Below are 20,444 nucleotides of genomic sequence, written 5' to 3' on the forward strand. Positions count from 1 at the left end.
TGGTGCGGGAGTTCATCGTCGAGGCCGACGGGGGTTCCCGGGGCAACCCGGGACCCGCGGGCTACGGTTCGGTCGTCCTCGACGCGGCGACCGGTGAGCCGCTGGTGGAGGCCGCCGAGTACATCGGTGTCGCCACGAACAACGTCGCCGAGTACCGGGGCCTCATCGCCGGCCTGAGGGCGGCGTACGAGCTGGACCCGGCGGCAACGGTCCGCGTCCGCATGGACTCCAAGCTCGTCGTGGAGCAGATGTCGGGCCGCTGGAAGATCAAGCACCCCGACATGAAGCCCCTCGCCGCCGAGGCCGCGCGGGTCTTCCCGCCCGGCCAGGTCACGTACGAGTGGATCCCGCGGGACCGGAACAAGCACGCCGACCGGCTCGCCAACGAGGCGATGGACGCCGGGAAGCGGGGCGAGCGGTGGTCGCCGTCCACGTCGACGGCTGACCTGGACACCCGGGCGACCCGGACCGGGGCCGCCGCCTCGGGCGCGGGCGCCGTCCCCGAGCCGTCGGGTCCGCCCGGGGACGCCGCGGCGGGCGCGGCGAGGGCCAGGGCGGCGCTGGCGGGTGCCCGGGGGGAGACCGGCGTCGCGAGCGGCGGGGGAGCCAGGACGGCTTCCGTCGGGGCCCGGGCCGCCGCCGGGGCCGGGTCGGCCGGGGGTGAAGCCGGTACCGGTGCCGAAGCGGAGGTCGGAGCCGTCGCCGAGGCCGAGACCGGGACCGAGGCCGAGACCGGGACCGGGACCGGGACCGGGACCACGACGGCGACCGGAGCCGTCGCCGAGGCCGAGACCGGAACCGAGGCCGAGACCGGGACCACGACGGCGACCGGTGCCATGGTCGGTGCCGGTGCCGAGGTCGGGCCCGGTGCCGAAATCGACGCCGGGGGCGCGGCCGACGCGGTTGCCGCGCGGGATGCCGCCGCCGACACCCGTGCCGCCAGGAACGCCGCCGCCGGCACCCCCGCCGTGAGGCGGAACGTCGACGCCGACCTCCGCGCCGCGAGGAACGTCGCCTCCGCCGCCCCCGATCTCGGTACTCCCGCGACCTTCGTGCTGCTGCGGCACGGGGAGACGCCCCTGACGCCCCAGAAGCGGTTCTCGGGGAGCGGCGGTTCCGACCCGTCCCTCTCCGACATCGGCCGCTACCAGGCGGAACGGGTCGCCGCCGCGCTGGCGGCGCGCGGGACGATCCAGCAGGTCGTGTCGTCGCCGCTCGCCCGCTGCCGGGAGACGGCGGAGATCGTCGCGGCCCGGCTAGGACTCGGGGTGACGATCGAGGACGGGCTGCGGGAGACGGACTTCGGCGCCTGGGAGGGGCTCACCTTCGGCGAGGTGCGGGAGCGCTACCCCGACGACATGAACGCCTGGCTGGCCTCGCCGGACGCCGAACCCACCGGCGGCGGCGAGAGCTTCGAGGCCGTGGCCCACCGCGTCGCCGCCACCCGCGACCAACTGGTCGCGGCACACCGGGGCCGTACGGTCCTGCTCGTCAGCCATGTCACCCCGATCAAGACCCTGGTCCGCCTGGCCCTCGGCGCACCCCCCGAGTCCCTGTTCCGCATGGAACTCTCGGCGGCCTCCCTGACGGCCCTGGCGTACTACGCCGACGGCAACGCCACCCTCCGCCTCCTCAACGACACGTCACATCTGCGCTGACCGGCGGCCGTTGGGATCACGCGATCGCCGCGCCGGACCGGTCACGGTCGCTCAAGCTCCGCGCAGGGCCGCCGCCCGACGGGCCAGCGCCTCGACCCGCCCCCAGTCCCGCGCGGCGATCGCGTCCGCCGGGAGCATCCAGGTCCCGCCGACACAGCCGACGTTGGGGAGGGAGAGGTACTCGGGCGCTTCGTCCGGCCCGATCCCACCCGTGGGGCAGAACCGGGCACGCGGCAACGGTCCCGCGAGCGACCTCAGATACGCCGTACCGCCCGCCGCCTGCGCCGGGAAGAACTTCATCTCCCGCACCCCGCGCTCCAGCAGTGCGACGACCTCCGACGTGGTCGACACCCCCGGCAGGAACGGCACCCCGGACGCCTGCATCGCCGCCAGCAGCACCTCCGTCCAACCGGGGCTCACCAGAAAGCGCGCGCCCGCCCGCACCGCCTCCGTCACCTGCTCCGCCGTGACGACCGTGCCCGCCCCGACCACCGCGTCGGGCACCGCCCCGGCGATCGCCCGGATCGCGTCGAGCCCCGCCGCCGTCCGCAGCGTCACCTCGATCACCGGCAGCCCTCCGGCGACCAGCGCCCGCGCGAGCGGCACGGCATCGGCGGCGTCCTCGATGACGACGACAGGGACCACGGGGGCGAGGTCCAGCACGGACGGCGGGGTCATGCCCTCATCGTGCCCGGCAGCAACAGCATGCGCAAAGACCGTTGCGCATGCTGCAATGCGGCAAGTCGCCGAGCCCCGCCGGGGTCAGTGCACCTCCGTCACCAGCACATCCAGCGTCCACGCCCTGCCCGCCCCCGCCGGCGGCTCCACCTCCACCACGTACCCGAGGTCCCGCAGCGCCTCCACCAGCTGCGCCGGGCCCTTGGGCGCGGCACCCGCCGACAGCAGACTGCGTACGATGCGGCCCTTGGTGGCCTTGTTGAAGTGGCTGACGACCTTCCGGGTCGGCGCGTGCAGCACCCGTACGGTCGCCGTCCGCCCGGCGACCTCGCCCTTCGGCTTCCACGCGGAGGCGTACGCGGAGGACCGCAGATCGAGGACGAGCCCGTCACCGGCCGCCTCGGGCAGCGCCGACGCCATCGCCGTCCGCCAGTGCGTGCCGAGCGCCCCGACGCCGGGCAGCTTCACACCCATCGAGCAGCGGTACGAGGGGATGCGGTCCGTGACCCGGACGGCGCCCCACAGCCCCGAGAAGACCAGCAGCGAACGCGCGGCCCGCTGCTTCGCGGCGGTGTCGAGGGAGGACAGGTCGAGCGCGTCGTACAGCACGCCCGTGTAGATCTGGCCGGCCGGGCGCGCCCCCGCCGTCCGCAGCTCCGCGTTCTTCGCGACCTCGCCGCGCAGTCCCTCGCTCAGGCCGAGCACCTCGCGGGCCTTGTCCTCGTCGCCCGCGCACAGCTCGACCAGTTCACCGAGCACGGCCTCCCGCGCCTCGGTGAGCGCCGGGAGGGAAAGGGACTCCAGCTTCAGCGGAGCGCCACCCGCTGAGGGGGCCTTTCCTTCGGACGGGGGCAGCAGGACGAGCACGGGTACTCCTTCGGATAGGGCTCCGCGACAGCGTACGGGGTGCGGACCGGGCCCCTGACGACCCGGTCGGCCCGCGCAGGACCGCCGTCGGGGTGCCCCCGAGCCCGCCCCGCCCTAGGCTCGACGCATGCCCCGCCGCCACCTCCGCGTCCTGGGCGCCCCCGAGGCACCCCTCCGGGCGGCCCTGCGCGCACTGCGCGGTGAACTCGGCGTGCCCGACGCCTTCCCGCTCCAGGTCCTCGTCGAGGCGGAGCACGCCGCGAAGTCGCCCCGCCTGCCCTCGTACGACGCCACCGACATCCCCCTCTTCACCATCGACCCGCCCGCCTCCACCGACCTCGACCAGGCGATGCACCTGTCCCGCCGGCCGGGCGCCGACGGCCGCCGGGGCTACCGGGTCCGCTACGCCATCGCCGACGCCGCCGCGTTCGTCACCCCCGGGACCGCGCTCGACGCGGAGGCCCACCGCCGCGTGACGACCCTGTACTTCCCCGACGGCAAGGTCCCCCTCCACCCCGCCTGCCTCTCCGAGGGCGCCGCCAGCCTCCTCCCCGACCACACCCGGCCGGCGGTGCTGTGGACCCTGGACCTCGACGCCGACGGCCGTACCGAGAGCGTCGACGTCCGCCGCGCCCTCGTCCGCAGCCGCGCCAAGCTCGACTACGCGTCCGTGCAGAAGGAGATCGACGCGGGCACCGCCGAGGAACCCCTCGCCCTGCTCAGGGAGGTCGGACACCTCCGCGAGCGCCTCGAAGTGGAACGCGGCGGCGTCTCCCTCAACGTCCCCGAACAGCAGATCGTCGAGCGGGACGACCCCGACGGCCGGGGCGCCGACGGCGCGTACGAACTCGAACTCGCCTACCGCGCGCCCCTCCCCGCCGACGGCTGGAACGCCCAGATCTCCCTGCTCACCGGTATGGCCGCCGCCGAGCTGATGCTCAGCCACGGCACCGGCATCTTGCGCACCCTGCCCGCCGCGCCGGACGGCGCCGTCGGCCGTCTGCGCCGCACCGCGAAGGCGCTGCGCATCGACTGGCCGCACCACGTCTCGTACGCGCACCTGGTCCGTTCCCTCGACCCGCACGACCCCCGCCACGCCGCCTTCCTCCAGGAATGCACGACCCTGCTGCGCGGCGCGCACTACACGGTCTTCCGCGACGGCACCCTCCCCGACATCACCACGCACTCCGCCGTCGCCGCCCCCTACGCCCACTGCACGGCACCACTGCGCCGTCTCGTGGACCGCTACACCTCGGAACTCTGCCTCGCCGCCGCCTCCGGCACCCCGGCCCCCGAGTGGGTCCTGGCCGCCCTCGGCACCCTCCCCGACGAGATGTCCGGGGGCAGCCGTCTGGCGGGCCGCGTGGAGCGCGAGTGCGTGGACCTCGTCGAGGCCGCGCTGCTCAGGGGCCGGGTCGGGGAGGTCTTCGAGGGATGGGTGGTGGACGTGGAGGAGCGGGCGGCGGATGCGGGCGAACACGAGACGGGAACCGTCCAGTTGGAATCCCCGGCGGTGATCGGCCGCATCGTCGGACGGCCCGGCCGGCCGCTGCCCCTGGGAGAACGGCTGCGCGTACGGCTCACACAGGCCGAGCCGGGAGCGGCGAAGGTCCGCTTCGTACCGGCGTGAACCCCGCCCGGGCCTGACGGAGCCGCTCGATCTCCTGCCCGATCTCCCGCACGAGCAGATCGGCCTCGTCCGCGTGGAACCGCACGAGCCGTACCGCCCTGGGCCGCCCGAAGAAGGTCAGGTACTCGACCTCATGCGAGAGTTCGAGGGTGACGGTGGTCTGCGAACCGGCCTCCAGACTCAACTCCCCGTCCCTCTTCCCGTGCGTCAGGCACAGCTCACGGCGGACCGAGGCGACGGCGGCGAGCGGGACGCGAAGGTCCACGGAGGCGAAGCGGCGCAGCCGCAGCGCCGTGCCGGTGAGGACGTGGGGACGGGTCACCGAGGCGGCGTGCAGCCCGGCGACGATCAGGATCGTGTAGAGGTCGAGGACGAGGAAGACCCGGTGCGCCAGGGGGTGTTCGCGCAGGAGAACCGACATGGTCACCGTCTCGACGACGCACACGAACCCGAAGCCGAGCATCATCGCGCCCTGCCCGCGCGCGTACCCGAAGGCCCGCCCCTCCCCGGTCCCCTGCGGCCGACGGACCACCCAGCGGAACAGGCAGGTCAGCAGCAGGAGTTCATGACGGACGAGGGCCCGGCCGATCCGGTGGGCACTGGTCAAGGCGTTCGGTGTCCGCGGCGCGGTCATCGGCGCTCCTCCGTGAGTATCCGGAACGTGCGGCGGACGGCCTCCGCCTGGGCGGGTGCGAAGTCGGCGTAGAAGGCCCGCAGGAAGCCGCTGCCCCCGCCCGCGTCGTCGGCCACGTCGAGGTCGACGTCCCGGGAGATCATGTCGGCGGGGATGAGATCGGCGAGCAGGCGGGCCGCCTCGTCCACACGCGGGTCCTCGAGGCCGGCGTCGGCGAGGTCGTCGAGCAGCGCGTAGGCCCGGTGTGCCCGCTCGGCCGCGCCGGGCGCCGCCATCATGGCCTCCAGCCCGGCCAGCAGCCCGGCCCGAACCTCGGGTGTCGCGGTCGTCTCCAGGAGCGCGAACACCTCGCGGTCCTTGGCGGCCATGGGGGACTCGGACGCCATGGGCCCGAACGTGCCGAAGAGATCGGCGAGTTCCGGCGAGAGGGGACCCCCCGCGGGCAGCCGCCCGCACCGCGCGTCCTCCATCAGGACCCGCAACCGGGCCCGCCGCTCCCGGACCGCCGACTCCTGCCGCGCCAGGTCCTCGTCCAGCTCGCGAAGCACCTCGACGAGTTCACGGCCCGCGTCGTCCGCGAGCACGTCCCGCACCTCGGCGAGCCCGAGCCCCAGCTCCGTCAGCCGCCGAATCCGCGCGAGCCCGACCGCGTGCCGCAAGGTGTAGTCCCGGTAGCCGTTCGCCCGCCGCTCCGGCTCCGGCAACAGCCCCAGCTGGTGATAGTGCCGCACCGCCCGGGTGGTGACCCCGACGACCGCGGCCAGCTCTCCGATCCGCATGACACCAGTAGAAACGTTGACGTCGCGGCAGGGTCAAGCGACACCGGGCGGGGGCCGCAGACGGTCGAAGCCGGACGCTGCCCGACCGCACCGACTCGTTCGAGGGAACAGCGTTGATCTCCGGGCCAGGAGGGCCGCCGGTACCGCACCTGGACACGGCGGACCTCCTCCGAAGAACGGACGGACCCGGTCCGCGGGGATGGAAACGAGCCACCCGCGCGTTGCACCCCCGTGACCGACCGGAGGAAGGGGCGGGGGACATGGGCGGCAGTGAACAGACCCGGTGGACACGGGCGACCCTCGGCGGCCCCGACCGCCCCCTGGACCTGCTGACCGCCCGCTTCGACCGGCACCGCTACGCCCCGCACACCCACGAGGAGTTCAGCGTCGGCATCTGCGTGCTCGGCGCCTCGTGCATCGACTACCGGGGCGGCGCCCTGACCGTGGGGGAGGGCTCGATCGTCGTGCTGGCCCCGGGCGAGGTCCATACCGGCGAGTCGGCGTACGGCACGTACGCCTACCGCGCCCTCTACCCGGCCCCCGCCCTCCTCACCGACGGCATCCTGGGCGGCACCCCGCACTTCCGCGACCCCCTCCTGCACGACCCCGAACTCGCCGCCGCCCTGCGCACCGCCCACCGCGAGCTGAGCACCTGTCCCGACCCGCTGGAGGCCGAGTCCCGCCTTCCCTGGCTGCTCACGGCCCTGGCCCGCCGCCACTCCACGGCCCGTCCCGCCTCCGACACGGTCCCCGGCGCCGGCACCATCGCCCGCGCCGTACGCGACCGCCTGGCCGACGAACTCCAGGCCCCGCCCTCCCTCGCCGACCTCGCCACCGGCCTGGGCCTCTCCCGCTACCAGCTCCTGCGCGCCTTCCGCACGACGATGGGCATGCCCCCGTACGCCTGGCTGGCCCAGTACCGGGTGAGCAGGGCCCGCGCCCTCCTGGAGACCGGCGGCCGCCCGGCCGAGGTCGCCGGCCAGGTGGGCTTCGCCGACCAGGCCCATATGACGCGCTGGTTCAGACGGGTGCTGGGCGTGACCCCGGCGGCGTACCGCACGGGCGTACGCCGCCCATAAGCCCAGGCAGCCCGGGCCCGGCGGCCCGCCGCGCAACAACGTTCAAGACGCAACCTCCCGACCGGCCGGAAACTCTCCTCATGACTGCACGCGGCTGGTTCCTCTTCTCTCTGATGGGAGTCCTCTGGGGCATCCCCTACCTGATGATCAAAGTGGCGGTGGACGGAGTGTCCCCGTCGACGGTGGTGTTCGTCCGCTGCGCCCTGGGCGCGGCGCTCCTGCTCCCCTTCGCGATCCGCCAGGGCGGACTGGCCGCGACCGTACGGACCCACTGGCGCCCCATGCTGGCCTTCGCCGTGATCGAGGTGATCGGCCCCTGGTGGACCCTGACCGACGCCGAACGCCACCTCTCCAGCTCCACGGCCGGCCTGCTGATCGCGGGCGTCCCGATCGTGGGCGTGCTCCTGGCCCGCTTCTTCGGCGACGCGGAACACCTGGGCGCACGGCGTCTGACAGGACTCATCCTGGGCCTGGCCGGAGTGGCGGTCCTCACCGTCCCGCACCTGACCGGCGGCGACGCCCGCTCCCTGGGAGAAGTCGCGATCACGGTGGTCGGCTACGCCACGGCCCCGCTGATCATGGCCCGCCACCTGAAGCAGGTCCCGACACTGCAGCTGATAGCCCCGGTCCTCCTCCTGTCGGCGATCGTCTACGCCCCCGCGGCGGCCCTGACCTGGCCGACGACCATGCCCTCGCCCGCCGTCCTGGCGTCCCTGGCCGGCCTCGGAGTGATCTGCACGGCCCTGGCCTTCGTGGCCTTCCTGGAACTGATCCGCGAGGTGGGCCCCACCCGGGCGACGGTCTTCACCTACGTCAACCCGGCGGTCGCCGTGGCGGCGGGCGCGCTCTTCCTGGACGAGCGGCTCACGACGACGGTCCTGCTGGCCTTCGCCCTGATCCTGGCGGGCTCGTTCCTGGCGACGGCTTCGGCGGACCCGAGGCCGACGGAACGCGTTTCGACGGGCCCGCAGTCGACTGGACCGGGGCGCCCCCGCCGCCCGGTACCATGGTCGACACGGCAGACGAGCCGGGCGGACGGCCGCGTGGAGTCCCCCTAGGGGGCTTCCCGAGGAACGTCCGGGCTCCACAGGGCAGGGTGGTGGCTAACGGCCACCCGGGGTGACCCGCGGGACAGTGCCACAGAAAGCAGACCGCCGGGGACCTCGGTCCTCGGTAAGGGTGAAACGGTGGTGTAAGAGACCACCAGTGCCCAGGGTGACCTGGGCAGCTAGGTAAACCCCACCCGGAGCAAGGTCAAGAGGGGCCGCCGTGAAAAGCGGCCCTGCGCGGACGTTCGAGGGCTGCCCGCCCGAGTCCGCGGGTAGACCGCACGAGGCCGGTGGCAACACCGGCCCTAGATGGATGGCCGTCTCCCCGGCCGCCGCGAGGCGACCGGGTGACAGAACCCGGCGTACAGCCCGACTCGTCTGCCGCCACCCGCGGCTCGACCGCGGAGAAAGCCGTTCTGTAGTTAGCGCTTCACGCGGTGGTGAGCCGACCGTAGAATTCCGCATCCAGGGGGATCAGCGGGACTTGTGCGGCCACCAGGACAGTACGGACGTCCGTGGCCGCGCTTCGCATCGGCTGCGCAGGGGATTGCCGTCGACGCCAGTGCTCCGTCGGCCCGGAAGCGACGACATCAGGGACCAGCGTGACGAACTCGGGTGACTTCGGGGGCAGCCAGGAACTCGACCGCCTCAAGGCGATGCTCGAGAGTTGGCGCACCTCTCTGGTGGACCTGAGCGGCCGTAATCGGCTGCTCAATTTTCGCCACACCAAGTCGGCGACACTGGAGATCTCGACTCCGTCCGCGCAGGAACTCATCGAGGGCCTGGCACGCGGCTGGGACTTCGCGCCTCTCCCGGACGAGGAACCGGAGGTTGGTGAGGGCAGGTCATCCGGCGATGTGGTCCTCACGAAGAAGGGGGACCGCACCGACGGAATCGTCACCCAGAAGACCACCGGGCCTTCCCTCCAGCGCGCGTTGAACAGCCTTCGCACCAAAGCGACACAGGTCTTCAACGACTACGGTCTGTGGACCCTCAACCTTGGCGTCGGCATGCTCCGCTGGCGTGAGGACGGGGCAGAGACCGGCAGCGACGCGCCCCTGATCCTGATGCCGGTGGTCATCGAGCGGGCGCGCAACGGCAGAATCCGCCTGCGGGCGAGCGATGACGAAGAACCGCGCCTCAACCCGGCCCTGAAGGTGAAGCTGGAGCAGTTCCGTATCGACTGGACACCGGTCGGCGAACAGGACCCCTCGGACCTGCAGTCAGTGCTCACCGCCGCGGCTCGCGCGGTTGCGGGCAAGGCCGGATGGCAGATCTCCGACCGTGTGGTGCTCGCACTCTTCGCCTCCCACAAGGAGTCGATGTACCAGGACCTGCTCGACAACGAGGGCCGCGTCCTCGGCAGCGACCTCGTACGGGCGATGGCTCTCGGCCCGAACTCCGGGCTCGCATCCGACCGGTTCGACTTCGAGGAGATCGAGCTCGACCGGATCGACGAACTGAGCCCGCCCGAGAACAGTCCGCTGGTGCTCGACGCCGACGCCTCGCAGCGGCAGGCCGTTGCCGCGGCCGTTGCCGGACAGTCGTTCGTCCTGGACGGCCCGCCCGGCACCGGCAAGAGCCAGACGATCACGAACATGATCGCCGGTCTGATGCACGCGGGCCGCAGTGTGCTGTTCGTCAGTGAGAAGGCGGCAGCCCTCGATGTCGTTCTCGACCGGCTGAAGTCGGTAGGACTCGACTCCTACGCCCTTGCCCTTCACAGCCACAACACCAGCCGCAAAGCAGTGGCACAGGAGCTGGGACGGGCGCTCGCGGAGGAGCCTCGTGCACCGCAGCTATCGCAGCAGACCCTGGCCCAGGTCAGGGAGCTGCGCCTCGCGCTCAGCGCCTATGCCGAAGCGATGAACGAGGTCCGCGACCCGCTGGGACGGACCCTGCACGACGTCCTGGGCCGGGTCGGCCGGCTGTCCGAGGCACCAGTGGCCTACCTGAGCCGTGGCGACGACCCTCGCACGGCAGAAGAGGCGACGTTTCGCGTCGAGACGCTCAGTGGCGAGGATCTGCGCCTGATCGTCGAGGCGACGAAAGTCATCTCCGATGCCTGGGAGGCGGTCGCCGACCCATCGTTCCCCTGGCGTGACCTGCGGGCCGGCCTGCCCCATCCCCGTCCTGTGCTGGAGCAGGCCAAGGCGGCGCGCGACGCGCTCGCGACGGCGGCCGAACGGTACCGGGATCTCGCCCCCGAGGGAGTACCCCTCACCGATCAGGGCGGAATCGACCGTCTGATCCTGCTACTACGGCTGCTCGACGTGCGGAGTCCCGTGCCGGAAGCCTGGCTGACCACGGATGCCTTCGCCGACGAGGTGGAGGACCAGGTCGACGCTTTCCTGGCGGAACTGCGCAAGGTGCAGCGTACGAGCACTGTCGTCCGAGCGGCGGTGGGCGAGCGGTGGCAAGAGCTGTCCACCAGGCTGACGGCCGAGCAGGGGGAGGCTGAGAGGGCGCTCTCCGCGATGGCGCCGAGAGGCCTCGACCTCGCCGGAATCACGGAGGAGCGAGCACGACAGTTCGCCCAGGAGTTCGATGCGACCGCCGGTGTGCTGGAGCGGACCCTGCAGAGCCTCAGCCGAGTCAGTCAGTTCGCCGGGCTCGCACATCCCAGCACCCCCGAGGAAGCACGTCATCTGTGCGACGTGATCGCCGTGGCCGGGACCGAACACCGTCCTCTCGAGCAGTGGTTGGTCCATGACGGCCCGGCGCGTGCAGAAGAGGCGGCTGTCCGGGGCGTTGCCGACGCGCTGAGCGACTTCTTCGCTCGACGCGACCAGGTGCTCTCCGCCCATGCCCTCGCGACGGACCACGCGGGCCCGGGGTGGGCGGAACTGCGCCCGGAGCTGAGCGCGGAAAGACCGGCCAATGAGCAGGCCCTCGCCGCACTGGATCCGCCGGGCGCCGTCATCGCGTCGCTGACCGGCCGCGAGGCCGCGGAGCTGGCCGAGCGGTTCGGCACGCTGGCCGACACCCTGGAGAGGGCCGCCGAGAACGCCGACTCGGTGGCCGAGCGCCTCGGGTGCGACCGGCCGAAGGCGACGACCGAGGCGGAGGACCTGGCCAGGCTCGCCGAGCTGGCCACTGCCTCGGACCGCGCGCTCGAAGCATGGCTGGACCCTCGGGCCCTTCCCGGTGTCCGGGCAGCCGTCGCGGAGATCTCTTCGGCCGCTGATGACCTGGCTGCCGCGGAGGAGGCGGCGCGCGACACCTTCCTGCCCGAAGTCGTCACGACACCCGAACTGCCCGCCGCGGTTCACCGGCTCTTGGAGGGCCGCCAGGGACTCGCCGGCATGCTGTCCAGCGGCATCCGGGCCGACCGGAAGCTCGTGGCCCGACTGACGCACGGTGGGTCGTGGCGCGGCGAGCTGTACGACAAGCTGCCACTGGCCGACGCCTGGTGCGCCGCGTACCGGAAGCTGCGGTCGCTGGCCACGACCCATGCCGAGCTGATCGGCCGCTATCGGGGCACGGCGCTGCCCGACGTACCGGCATTGCGCAAGGCACTCGCGCACGCCGAAGCGATCCACACCCTTGCACCGGAAACACTCGCCGACCCCTACCGCCGGAGTCTGCTGGCCACTCATCTGGCCGACGGCCGGGAACCCCAGCCCGCACTCGTCGAGCAGGGCACGGTGCTGCGCAGCCATCTCGACGCGTGGCGAAGGGAGTTGAGCAGCCCGTCGCTGGCACCGCATGCGGCCGACCTCACGAAGCAGCCGCTCGGTGACGACGCTCGCTGGCTGCGCGCTCACCTCGCCCCGTTGCAGCAGGCCGTCGCGCTGTTGACCACTGTGGCGTCTGTCGGTCGCCGGCACCACGGCCCCGGTTCCGCGCACACGCTTGCCTCCGCCCGCACGGCGGTCGCAGCCGCACACGCGGCACAGCAGGAGACCGCCGCGTTCGCCGCTCGGGCCGTGACCGACCGCAGCCTTCTCGGCCCCTGGTACCGCGGCCTCGACACACAGGCGGACGACCTGCGCGACGCCGCGCCCAACGGTGTGACGGGCTACGAGCCCATGGGTCAGCTTCTGCGCCGCGGCCTCGACCTGACGCGACAGCAACCGGGCCCGTACGCCACGCAGCAACAGCGGGAGTTCCTGGGCCGGTACGTCCCCGAAGGGAGCCCCCACACCGAGGCTCTGCAGACCGCTCTGGACTCCGCCCAGCTGATCGCCCGCCTCGCATCCGGGACGCTCACGGAGCCGGCGCGCCGGACGAGCCTCGTCGAGGTCCTGGCCGACGGCCGGCCCCAACCGCGCGACCTCCTCACACAGACCGAACAGATCCGCCGCGACCTGGACCTCTGGCAGGAGTACACGGGGCAGCGCCATGTCGCGACGGCCGGCACAGCGTTGGCCGCCCGCCCCCTCGACCGAGCGGTGAGCTGGCTTCGCGCGCACGTGGAGCCCTTCGAGGACGCGGCCGACCTCATCCGCTCAGCCGCCCGGGTCATGGACGAGGAGCCAGGTCTCACCCTGTCCCGGGCCAGGGAAGCGGTGGCCGCCGTCGTCTCCGCTCGCGCCGCCGAGTCTGCCTTCGCGGAGAACGACGCCACGTACCGAAGCCTTCTCGGTTCCCTCTACCAAGGCATCGAGACGGACCGCGAGGCGATCCTGGATGCCCTGGACTGGGCCCAGAAGGTCCGTCGTACCGCACACGGCGGCCACTCCGCGCCCCTGCCCCAGGCGGCGGCCCGGCTGATGCTGACCGCGTCGGCCGACCCGTCCGTCGCTGACCGCGCCGGTGACTGGCGCGGTCAGCGCGAGGCCCTCGCCGGGTACTTCGAGCCTGGACGGGCTGAGGAGCTGCGACGCGAGCTCGCCGAGTCGCTCACCGCGGCCCAGTCCCTTCTGTCGCGCCTCGACCGCGACCCCTTCGGGCCGGAAGCGTGGACCAGCTGCGCCGACGCACTGACCCTGCTGCGCGGCTACCACCTCGACGGGCTGCCCGATCAGCTCGCCCGCCGCGAGGTCTCGGCGGAGGACTTCCCCGCCGCCATGGAACGTGCCGTGCTCACCGCGTGGGTCGAGCACCAGCTGACCACCGACCAGAGGCTGAAGCCGATGCGGGCCGTGGAGCGTGACCAGTTGGTGGAGCGCTTCCGTAGGGCGGACCAGGACCTGGTGGCGGCGGCACACGCCGAGGTCATCGCCGCGTGCAACGCCCGCCGGCCTCGCCGGACATCGGTGGGCCAGGCCGCCGTGATCCGCCGCGAGGCCGAGAAACAGCGCCGCCACATGCCCGTACGGCACCTGTTGCAGCAGACCCGCGACGTCGTAAGGCTGGTCAAGCCCTGCTTCATGATGAGCCCCCTGACCGTCAGCCAGTTCCTGCCGCCCGACTTCGAGTTCGATGTCGTCGTCTTCGACGAGGCATCCCAGGTACTGCCCCAGGATGCGGTGAACTCCGTCTACCGGGGCAAGGCCCTCATCGTGGCGGGCGACCAGAAGCAGCTGCCGCCGACGTCGTTCTTCACCGCGGCCGGTGACAGCGACGACGGCGACGAGTGGGACGAGGACGCCACCGACGGCTTCGAGTCCATTCTCGACATGTGCAAGGCCAGCGGAGTCCTGCGCGGGCTTCCCCTGCGCTGGCACTACCGCAGCCGGCACGAAAACCTGATCGCTTTCAGCAACCACGACTTCTACGACAACTCCATGGTCACGTTCCCGGGCGCGCTGGAACAGGGACCGGACATCGGAGTGGAGTTCATCAAGGCGGACGGCGTCTACGACCGCGGCGGGAGCAGCGACAACCCGCTCGAGGCAGCCAAGGTGGCCCAGCGCGTCATCCACCACTTCGACACCCGCCCCGAGCACACTCTCGGCGTGGTCGCGCTGTCGAAGTCCCAGGCGGAGGCGATCGAGGAGGCGGTGCAGAAGGCGAGGGCCGCCCGCCCGGATCTCGACCACCACTTCACGGAAGGCCGACTCGACGGGTTCTTCATCAAGAACCTCGAAACCGTCCAGGGCGACGAACGCGACGTCATCATCCTCTCCATCGGCTACGGCCCCGACCACCGAGGCAAGCTGCTGTCGACGTTCGGCCCCATCAACCGCGAGGGCGGCTGGCGACGCCTCAACGTGGCCGTGACCCGGGCCCGGCGCCGCATGGAAGTCATCGCCTCCTTCCACGGAGGCGATCTGCCGGACAGCGCCAACAAGAGCGTGCAGCACCTCAAGCGATACCTGCAGTACGCCCAGCACGGTCCTGCGATCCTTCAGACCGAGGCCGCCGACCCGGACGCGGCTCCCGAGAGCCCTTTCGAAGAAGAGGTCATCGACGTCCTGCGCGGCTGGGGGTACGAGGTCCAGCCGCAGGTGGGGGTCGCCGGTTTCCGCATCGACATGGCGGTACGGCACCCCGGCGCGCCCGGCACGTACGCGCTGGGCATCGAGTGCGACGGGGCCATGTACCACTCCTCCCGGGCGGCTCGGGACCGTGACCGGCTCAGGGAAGCGGTCCTGCGCGACCTGGGTTGGAGGCTGCACCGCATCTGGGGTACGGACTGGTATCGGAACCGGCGGGATGCGATGGCGCGGCTGCGGGCCGCGGTGGAGGAGGCGTGCGCTGAGGATCCGCATGCGGTGCGAGTGGCGCCTCCGGCGAGGGCGGACGGCAGCGGTGGCGCCCCGGACTGCGGTGACGGTACGGCGGAGCCCGTGGACGGCCCGCTGAGCGCGGGGGGCGGAGAGGCGGCAGAAGCGGCCGGTGGTCCGGCAGCCCCACGAGTGGAGTTCGTGACCGTCGACGCCGGTCCTGCACCTTGGAGCCGTCCCTACCAGGAGGTCGACCCCGACCTGTTGGCAGAGGTACGTGACAGGTCGAGCAGCCAGCGGGGTATGTGGGGCGTGGAGTTGCAGGACCCCGGTGCCCTCGACGTGGTGGCGGACGTGGCGCTGTGCGTGGTCGAGGTGGAAGGGCCCGTCGAGAAGGAAGTGATCTACACCCGCGTCCGTCTCGCGTGGGGCCTCGGACGAGCGGGCCAGGTGGTCCGCGACCGCATCGACCGGGCTCTTCGCCGTCTGCTCAAGCAGGGCAAGATCGTTCACGTCGGTACGGCCTACGACAGGCCCGGCCACGAGACGGAGTTCGCGCGCACGCCGACGGAGCGGTGCGCTCGACGAGTGGCGGAGGTTCCTGCGGCGGAGCGGCAACTCGTACTCCGGAACGTGGTCGACGAAGGACCGGGCGTGCACCGCGAGGATCTGCTGCGAGAGACCGCTCGCTTCTTCGGATGGGCGCGACTCGGAGCCGATATCCGGGAGGCGCTGACGGGCGACATAGACGCGTTGATCGCCGCGGGGCACTTGATCGAGTCGGAGGGCGGCCTGATGCCTGCGCAGGGTTCTTGATTGTTCCGCCGGGTACCCTGAACCACATCGTCAACGCGGCCCGACGGGCTTCCGCTCCACCCCGGTGGAGTCTCGAAGGACATGCCCCCACCCGCACGAGTCATTTCGTGCTGCCTGGGGGAAGTCCTTGCTGTTCCGCGCGTCCGCGAAAACGGTCGCCGTCATGGCACTCGACGGTTCGCTGTTCCTGCACCTCACCGAGCAGTTCGTGCACCTGCACGGCTATCGGCCAGGCACCTCGGAGGTGCGTTCCTGGGAGCGCAGTATCCCCGTCCTGGCCGCCGCGCTCAACGACGCCGGCCTGGGCGACGTCGAGGTCATGCTGGAGTACGCGCTCCCGCTGAACAGCAAGCGCGCCGACGTCGTCCTCGCTGGAGTGCACCCGGTCACGGGCGAGCCGTCGTACGTCGTGGTGGAGCTGAAGCAGTGGAGCCAGGTCCTGCCCCACGAGGACGATCCCACCCTGTGCCACGTGGAGCGCTACAGCCACCCGGTCCTCAACCCCATCGAACAGGTGCGGCGCTACTGCGACTACCTGGTCAACTTCAACGGAGCGGTGGCCGAACACGGACATCGGATCAGCGGAGTGGCGTTCCTGCACAACGCCACGGAGTTCGACGTGGCCGGTCTGCGGGACATCGAGCGCGACGGCCGCGGGTTGCTCTTCACGGGGCAACGCCGCGGTGAATTCCTCGATCACCTTCGTTCGAGGCTGAGCGACGAGCGTTCGGGCGCACGGGCTGCGGACGAACTGCTCTCGGGTGCCACGGTGCCGTCGAAGCAGCTGATGGCCGTGGCCGCCGAGGAAGTGCGTGAGCGTCAGCAGTTCGTGCTTCTCGACGAGCAGCAGGTCGCCTACCGCATGGTGCTCAACGCGGTGGAGAGGGCGAAGCGGGCCGACCGCAAGGAAGTCGTCATCGTCACCGGCGGCCCCGGTACCGGGAAGAGCGTGATCGCGCTACAACTGCTCGGCGAGCTCTACCGGAGGGGCGTGGCCGCGGTCCACGCGACCGGCTCGCAGTCGTTCACCAAGACCATGCGCAAGGTGGCCGGCTCCCGGAAACGGGAGGTCCAGGATCTCTTCAAGTACTTCAACAGCTTCATGACCACGGAGAAGAACAGCCTGGATGCTCTGATCTGCGACGAGGCGCACCGCATCCGGGAGACGTCCGCCAACCGCTACACCCGCGCGGCACTGCGGACCGGCCGGGCACAGATCGACGAACTCATCGACGTCGCCCACGTACCGGTCTTCTTCCTCGACGAGCACCAAGTGGTGCGGCCCGGTGAGATGGGCACCGTGGACGACATCCGTGCGGCCGCGGCCAGACGGGACATCGACTGCCATGTCGTTCCCCTGGACAGCCAGTTCCGCTGCGGAGGCAGTGACGCCTACCTGCGCTGGGTGGTCCGGCTCCTCGGCCTCGAGCCCGGCGGGCCGGTCGTGTGGGAGCCCGACGACCGCATGCAACTGCTGGTCGCGGAGAGCCCCGAGGAACTGGAGGCGTTCCTCGACGCCCGCCGCGCCGAGAAGTACGGTGCCCGGATGTCCGCCGGCTACTGCTGGCGGTGGTCCCCCGAGCCCAAGCCCGGCGATCCCCTGCCCCTCGACGTCGTCATCGGGGGCTGGGCCCGGCCATGGAACCTGCGCGGGGACCGGTCGGTCTCCGGTGCGCCGCCGTCCGCGCTGTGGGCCACCGACCCCGCGGGCTTCGGGCAGATCGGCTGCGTCTACACCGCCCAGGGCTTCGAGTACGACTGGTCCGGCGTCATCATCGGCCCGGACCTGGTCTGGCGGGGCGACCGCTGGATCACCGACCGCACCGCGTCCAAGGACCCCGTGTTCAAGAAGTCCACATCGGACACCGACGTGGACCGTCTCATCCGTAACACGTACAAGGTCCTGTTGACGCGGGGCATGGTCGGCACGATCGTCTACTCGACCGATCCGGAGACCCGGGACAAGCTCCGGGAACTGGTGGCCGACCGACCGGAGCCGCGACCTGCGGCGTTCGAGGAGCCCCTTCTGCGGCGGTGAGCGCGCGGTATCCGGCCATGAAGGCTGCGCTTCCAGCCGACCGGTGGGTCATATGCGCCGGGGAAGGCGATCACTTCTCTAAGATCCCAGGCGTCATCGCGGCCCGACGGGCTTCCCACGTGGACATGCCCCCACCCGCACGAGTAACTCGTGCCCTGGGGGATCCACCTCGTGTCCATGCTCCTGCTGAAACTGGCGGCGCGGGATCTGCTGAACCTGAACTCGAGGCGCCGTATGGTGCCCCACCTCGCCGCGAGGTGGAAGCACTTCCTCAACACCGACGCCTCGTTGACCGAACGTTCCGCCTGGGCGGAGAGCCTGGTGCATCTTGCCGAGGACCTGGTCGCCGCCGACCGTGGGAACGTCGAGATGGTCGTCGAATGCGCGGCCACGCTCGACGAGACCGACCGGGCCGGGGACCCGCGGCTCATCGATGTCGTCCTCGTGGGCCACCATCCCGAGGAGAACGGCCTGTCCGTCCAGCTCGTCGAGCTGAAGCGCTGGTCGACGGTCACCCGGGTGGAGCGGGCGACCGCGGAGCTGGTGCATGTCCCCGGTATGGGGAGGAAGAAGCATCCGGCGCTGCAACTGCGCGAGTACTACGAGGCGTTCACGAGTGCCAGAGGACCGCTGCACGGGCTGGACTACGAGTGCGGCGGCTTCGCCTATCTGCACAATGCCACCGACGCCGCAGTGCTCCCGCTGGTCGGCGTGGACGCGCCGACCGGCTCCTACGCCCGGGTCTACACCAGCGACCGCCGCCCCCAACTGCTGTCGGACCTGCGGAGCAGCTTCGCCGCCGAGGGTGCCGACTCGGCAGCCGAGATTCTGTTACGAGGCATGGGCCTGCGCAACACCCCGTTGCTCGATGCCATGATCCGCTCCAGCGGCGAGGACACGGTCTTCACCCTGCGTGGCCGTCAGAAGAAGGTAGCCGACCAGATACTCGGCACCGCCGCCAAGGTGCTTCCCGACCCGCTGCGGCCCGCCCTCGTCCCTGACGAGCGTCGCGTGGTGTTCCTCGTCACCGGTGGTGCCGGTACGGGCAAGAGCGCCATCGGCCTCCAAATCAAGGCCGAGCTGGAGGCTGACGGCCGTACGGTCAAGTACGCCAGCGGCAGCAGGGCCTTCAACGGCGCCCTGCAGGAGCACGTCGGCTTCGGTGACCGGGAGTTCAAGGAGACGTTCACCTACTTCAGCAACTTCGTCACCCCGCCCGACCCGCCGCTGGACGTGCTGATCTGCGACGAGGCGCACCGTCTGCGCGATCGCTCCACCAACCGCTTCTGGAAACCCGAGGACTGGGGCACCAAGCCCCAGGTGGACGAGCTCCTCGACGCCTCCCGGTTGACCGTGTTCTTCCTCGACGAGGGTCAGTCCGTGCGCCCGCAGGAGGTCGGCACCGTCGCTCTCGTGGAGGACGCGGCACGGCGCTACGACGCCCACCTGGTCCGCTGCAGTCTGCGGGAACAGTTCCGGTGCGGCGGCAGCGACGCCTACATCCGCTGGGTACGCGGCGCGCTGGGGGTGTCCGGCGCGGAGCCGGAGCCGTGGACCCCGGACGGCCTGATGCACGTGGAGGTCGTGGACAGCCCGGAGGAACTCGAACGGATCATCCGTTCCGAGGCCGCGGCGGGAGCGTCCGCGCGCATGGTCGCCGGATACTGCTGGCCCTGGACGAAACCCATGGGCAAGGAGAAGCGGCTGGAACCCGACGTCCGGATCGGCGACTGGCACCGGCCGTGGAACGCGGACAGTGAGTCCTTCTGCGAGAACAAGACCGTCCCGCCTTCCAAGATCTGGTCCGTGCACGAGAACGGCCTCGGCCAGATCGGCTGTGTGTACACCGCGCAGGGCCTGGAGTGGGACTGGTGCGGCGTGATCATGGGCGAGGACATGGTCCGCCGCGGCGACCGTTGGGTGTTCCGCCGGGGCAAGGAGCGGGCGGACAAGGAGGCGGGCGTCAAGCGGGTGGCCGTTCCAGGGTCGTTCGATCCCAAGGTGAGGCCGAAGAGCGTGGACGACGACGAGTTCGCCCGCCTGGTCCGGCACGCCTACCACGTGTTGATGACCCGGGCGAGCCGGGCGACCGTGCTCTACTCCACGGACGAGGAGACCCGGGACTACCTGAAGGGGCTGGTCGGCGACGTCCAGATCCACGGTCTGCGCCCCACCTGGGAGAATCTGCCGGAGCAGGCGCGACAGCCGCATCTGCCCCGTCCCGGCCGAGGACGGCGCCGCCGCAGGAAGCGTCAGAAGAAGGACACCCCGCCCGGAGAGCTGCGTCTCTTCTGAATTGGCGGGCCTGTCCGTGGGGTGGCGGGCTCCCGGGCCCGCCACCTGCCGGTCAGAAGACCAGGCGCGCTACCACGGCGATGGCCGTCACCAGCAGATTGGTGATGACCCCCACCGCGACGTCGACCAGAATCTGCCGAATCCGGTCACGACGTGCAAGCGAGTACTCAACGGGGTTCATGGGTCTCCACTCCTGAGCGTGAGCTGGGAATGGCAGGGATCGCCCTACCGGGCATCCGCAGTCACACCGCGTGTGGCACGCGGTGGAGACCACTCGTCGCTCATCACCGAGGACCGGCACCTGGAACACCGCCGACGTACCCTCCGGGAAGGTGCGCAGCGGGCAACCACGTTAGTACACCAGCTA

11 protein-coding genes, 1 other RNA gene and 1 pseudogene are annotated in these 20,444 nt (G+C 71.4%); 8 read left to right on the plus strand and 5 right to left on the minus strand.

The window, feature by feature from the left end; genetic code table 11:
• The first annotated feature begins 2 nt into the window (after positions 1 to 2).
• A complete protein-coding gene (locus AC067N_RS00180; protein WP_478676604.1) occupies positions 3 to 1,658 on the plus strand; it encodes a bifunctional RNase H/acid phosphatase in 1,656 nt (551 codons plus the stop codon).
• 51 nt (positions 1,659 to 1,709) lie between these two features.
• Here AC067N_RS00180 and eda read toward each other — a convergent pair whose 3' ends face one another.
• Positions 1,710 to 2,336, minus strand: a complete 627-nt coding sequence (gene eda, locus AC067N_RS00185) for a bifunctional 4-hydroxy-2-oxoglutarate aldolase/2-dehydro-3-deoxy-phosphogluconate aldolase (protein ID WP_478676605.1) — start codon at positions 2,334 to 2,336, stop codon at positions 1,710 to 1,712.
• A gap of 84 nt (positions 2,337 to 2,420) precedes the next feature.
• Positions 2,421 to 3,203 carry a peroxide stress protein YaaA gene (gene yaaA / locus AC067N_RS00190; protein WP_478676606.1) on the minus strand — a complete coding sequence of 261 codons (783 nt, stop codon included), beginning with the start codon at positions 3,201 to 3,203 and terminating at the stop codon, positions 2,421 to 2,423.
• Between the two features lie 127 nt (positions 3,204 to 3,330).
• On the opposite strand from yaaA, the gene AC067N_RS00195 reads away from it, so the two are divergent.
• Entirely contained in the window at positions 3,331 to 4,833 is a 1,503-nt protein-coding gene (locus AC067N_RS00195; protein WP_478676607.1) for an RNB domain-containing ribonuclease, read from the plus strand.
• On the opposite strand, the gene AC067N_RS00200 is transcribed toward AC067N_RS00195, so the two are convergent.
• The gene (locus tag AC067N_RS00200) at positions 4,784 to 5,467 is read right to left on the minus strand and encodes a hypothetical protein (RefSeq protein WP_478676608.1); all 684 of its coding nucleotides are present in this window, start codon (positions 5,465 to 5,467) and stop codon (positions 4,784 to 4,786) included. The genes AC067N_RS00195 and AC067N_RS00200 overlap by 50 nt on opposite strands.
• A complete protein-coding gene (locus AC067N_RS00205) occupies positions 5,464 to 6,246 on the minus strand; it encodes a MerR family transcriptional regulator (protein ID WP_478676609.1) in 783 nt (260 codons plus the stop codon). Before AC067N_RS00205 ends, AC067N_RS00200 begins: the two co-directional genes overlap by 4 nt.
• A 260-nt stretch (positions 6,247 to 6,506) precedes the next feature.
• On the opposite strand from AC067N_RS00205, the gene AC067N_RS00210 reads away from it, so the two are divergent.
• From AC067N_RS00210 to AC067N_RS00235, 6 genes and pseudogenes are all read left to right on the plus strand, one after another.
• Positions 6,507 to 7,325: a helix-turn-helix domain-containing protein gene (locus AC067N_RS00210; RefSeq protein ID WP_478676610.1), complete on the plus strand. Its 819-nt coding sequence runs from the start codon at positions 6,507 to 6,509 to the stop codon at positions 7,323 to 7,325.
• A gap of 143 nt (positions 7,326 to 7,468) precedes the next feature.
• Positions 7,469 to 8,185 (plus strand): annotated as a pseudogene (locus tag AC067N_RS00215) (DMT family transporter); the annotation flags it as partial.
• Between the two features lie 163 nt (positions 8,186 to 8,348).
• An RNA gene (gene rnpB / locus AC067N_RS00220) (RNase P RNA component class A) lies at positions 8,349 to 8,755 on the plus strand.
• Positions 8,756 to 8,976: 221 nt separating this feature from the next.
• The gene (locus AC067N_RS00225) at positions 8,977 to 15,744 is read left to right on the plus strand and encodes a DUF3320 domain-containing protein (RefSeq protein WP_478676611.1); all 6,768 of its coding nucleotides are present in this window, start codon (positions 8,977 to 8,979) and stop codon (positions 15,742 to 15,744) included.
• Positions 15,745 to 15,871: 127 nt separating this feature from the next.
• A complete protein-coding gene (locus AC067N_RS00230) occupies positions 15,872 to 17,782 on the plus strand; it encodes a DNA/RNA helicase domain-containing protein (protein ID WP_478676612.1) in 1,911 nt (636 codons plus the stop codon).
• A 177-nt stretch (positions 17,783 to 17,959) separates the two neighbouring features.
• On the plus strand, positions 17,960 to 20,077 hold the full coding sequence (locus tag AC067N_RS00235; protein WP_478677161.1) for a DUF2075 domain-containing protein: 2,118 nt from the start codon (positions 17,960 to 17,962) through the stop codon (positions 20,075 to 20,077).
• A gap of 52 nt (positions 20,078 to 20,129) precedes the next feature.
• Here AC067N_RS00235 and AC067N_RS00240 read toward each other — a convergent pair whose 3' ends face one another.
• Positions 20,130 to 20,258: a DUF6408 family protein gene (locus AC067N_RS00240; protein ID WP_478676613.1), complete on the minus strand. Its 129-nt coding sequence runs from the start codon at positions 20,256 to 20,258 to the stop codon at positions 20,130 to 20,132.
• Positions 20,259 to 20,444 lie beyond the last annotated feature (186 nt).

It is taken from the genome of Streptomyces sp. NPDC042364, assembly GCF_056437585.1.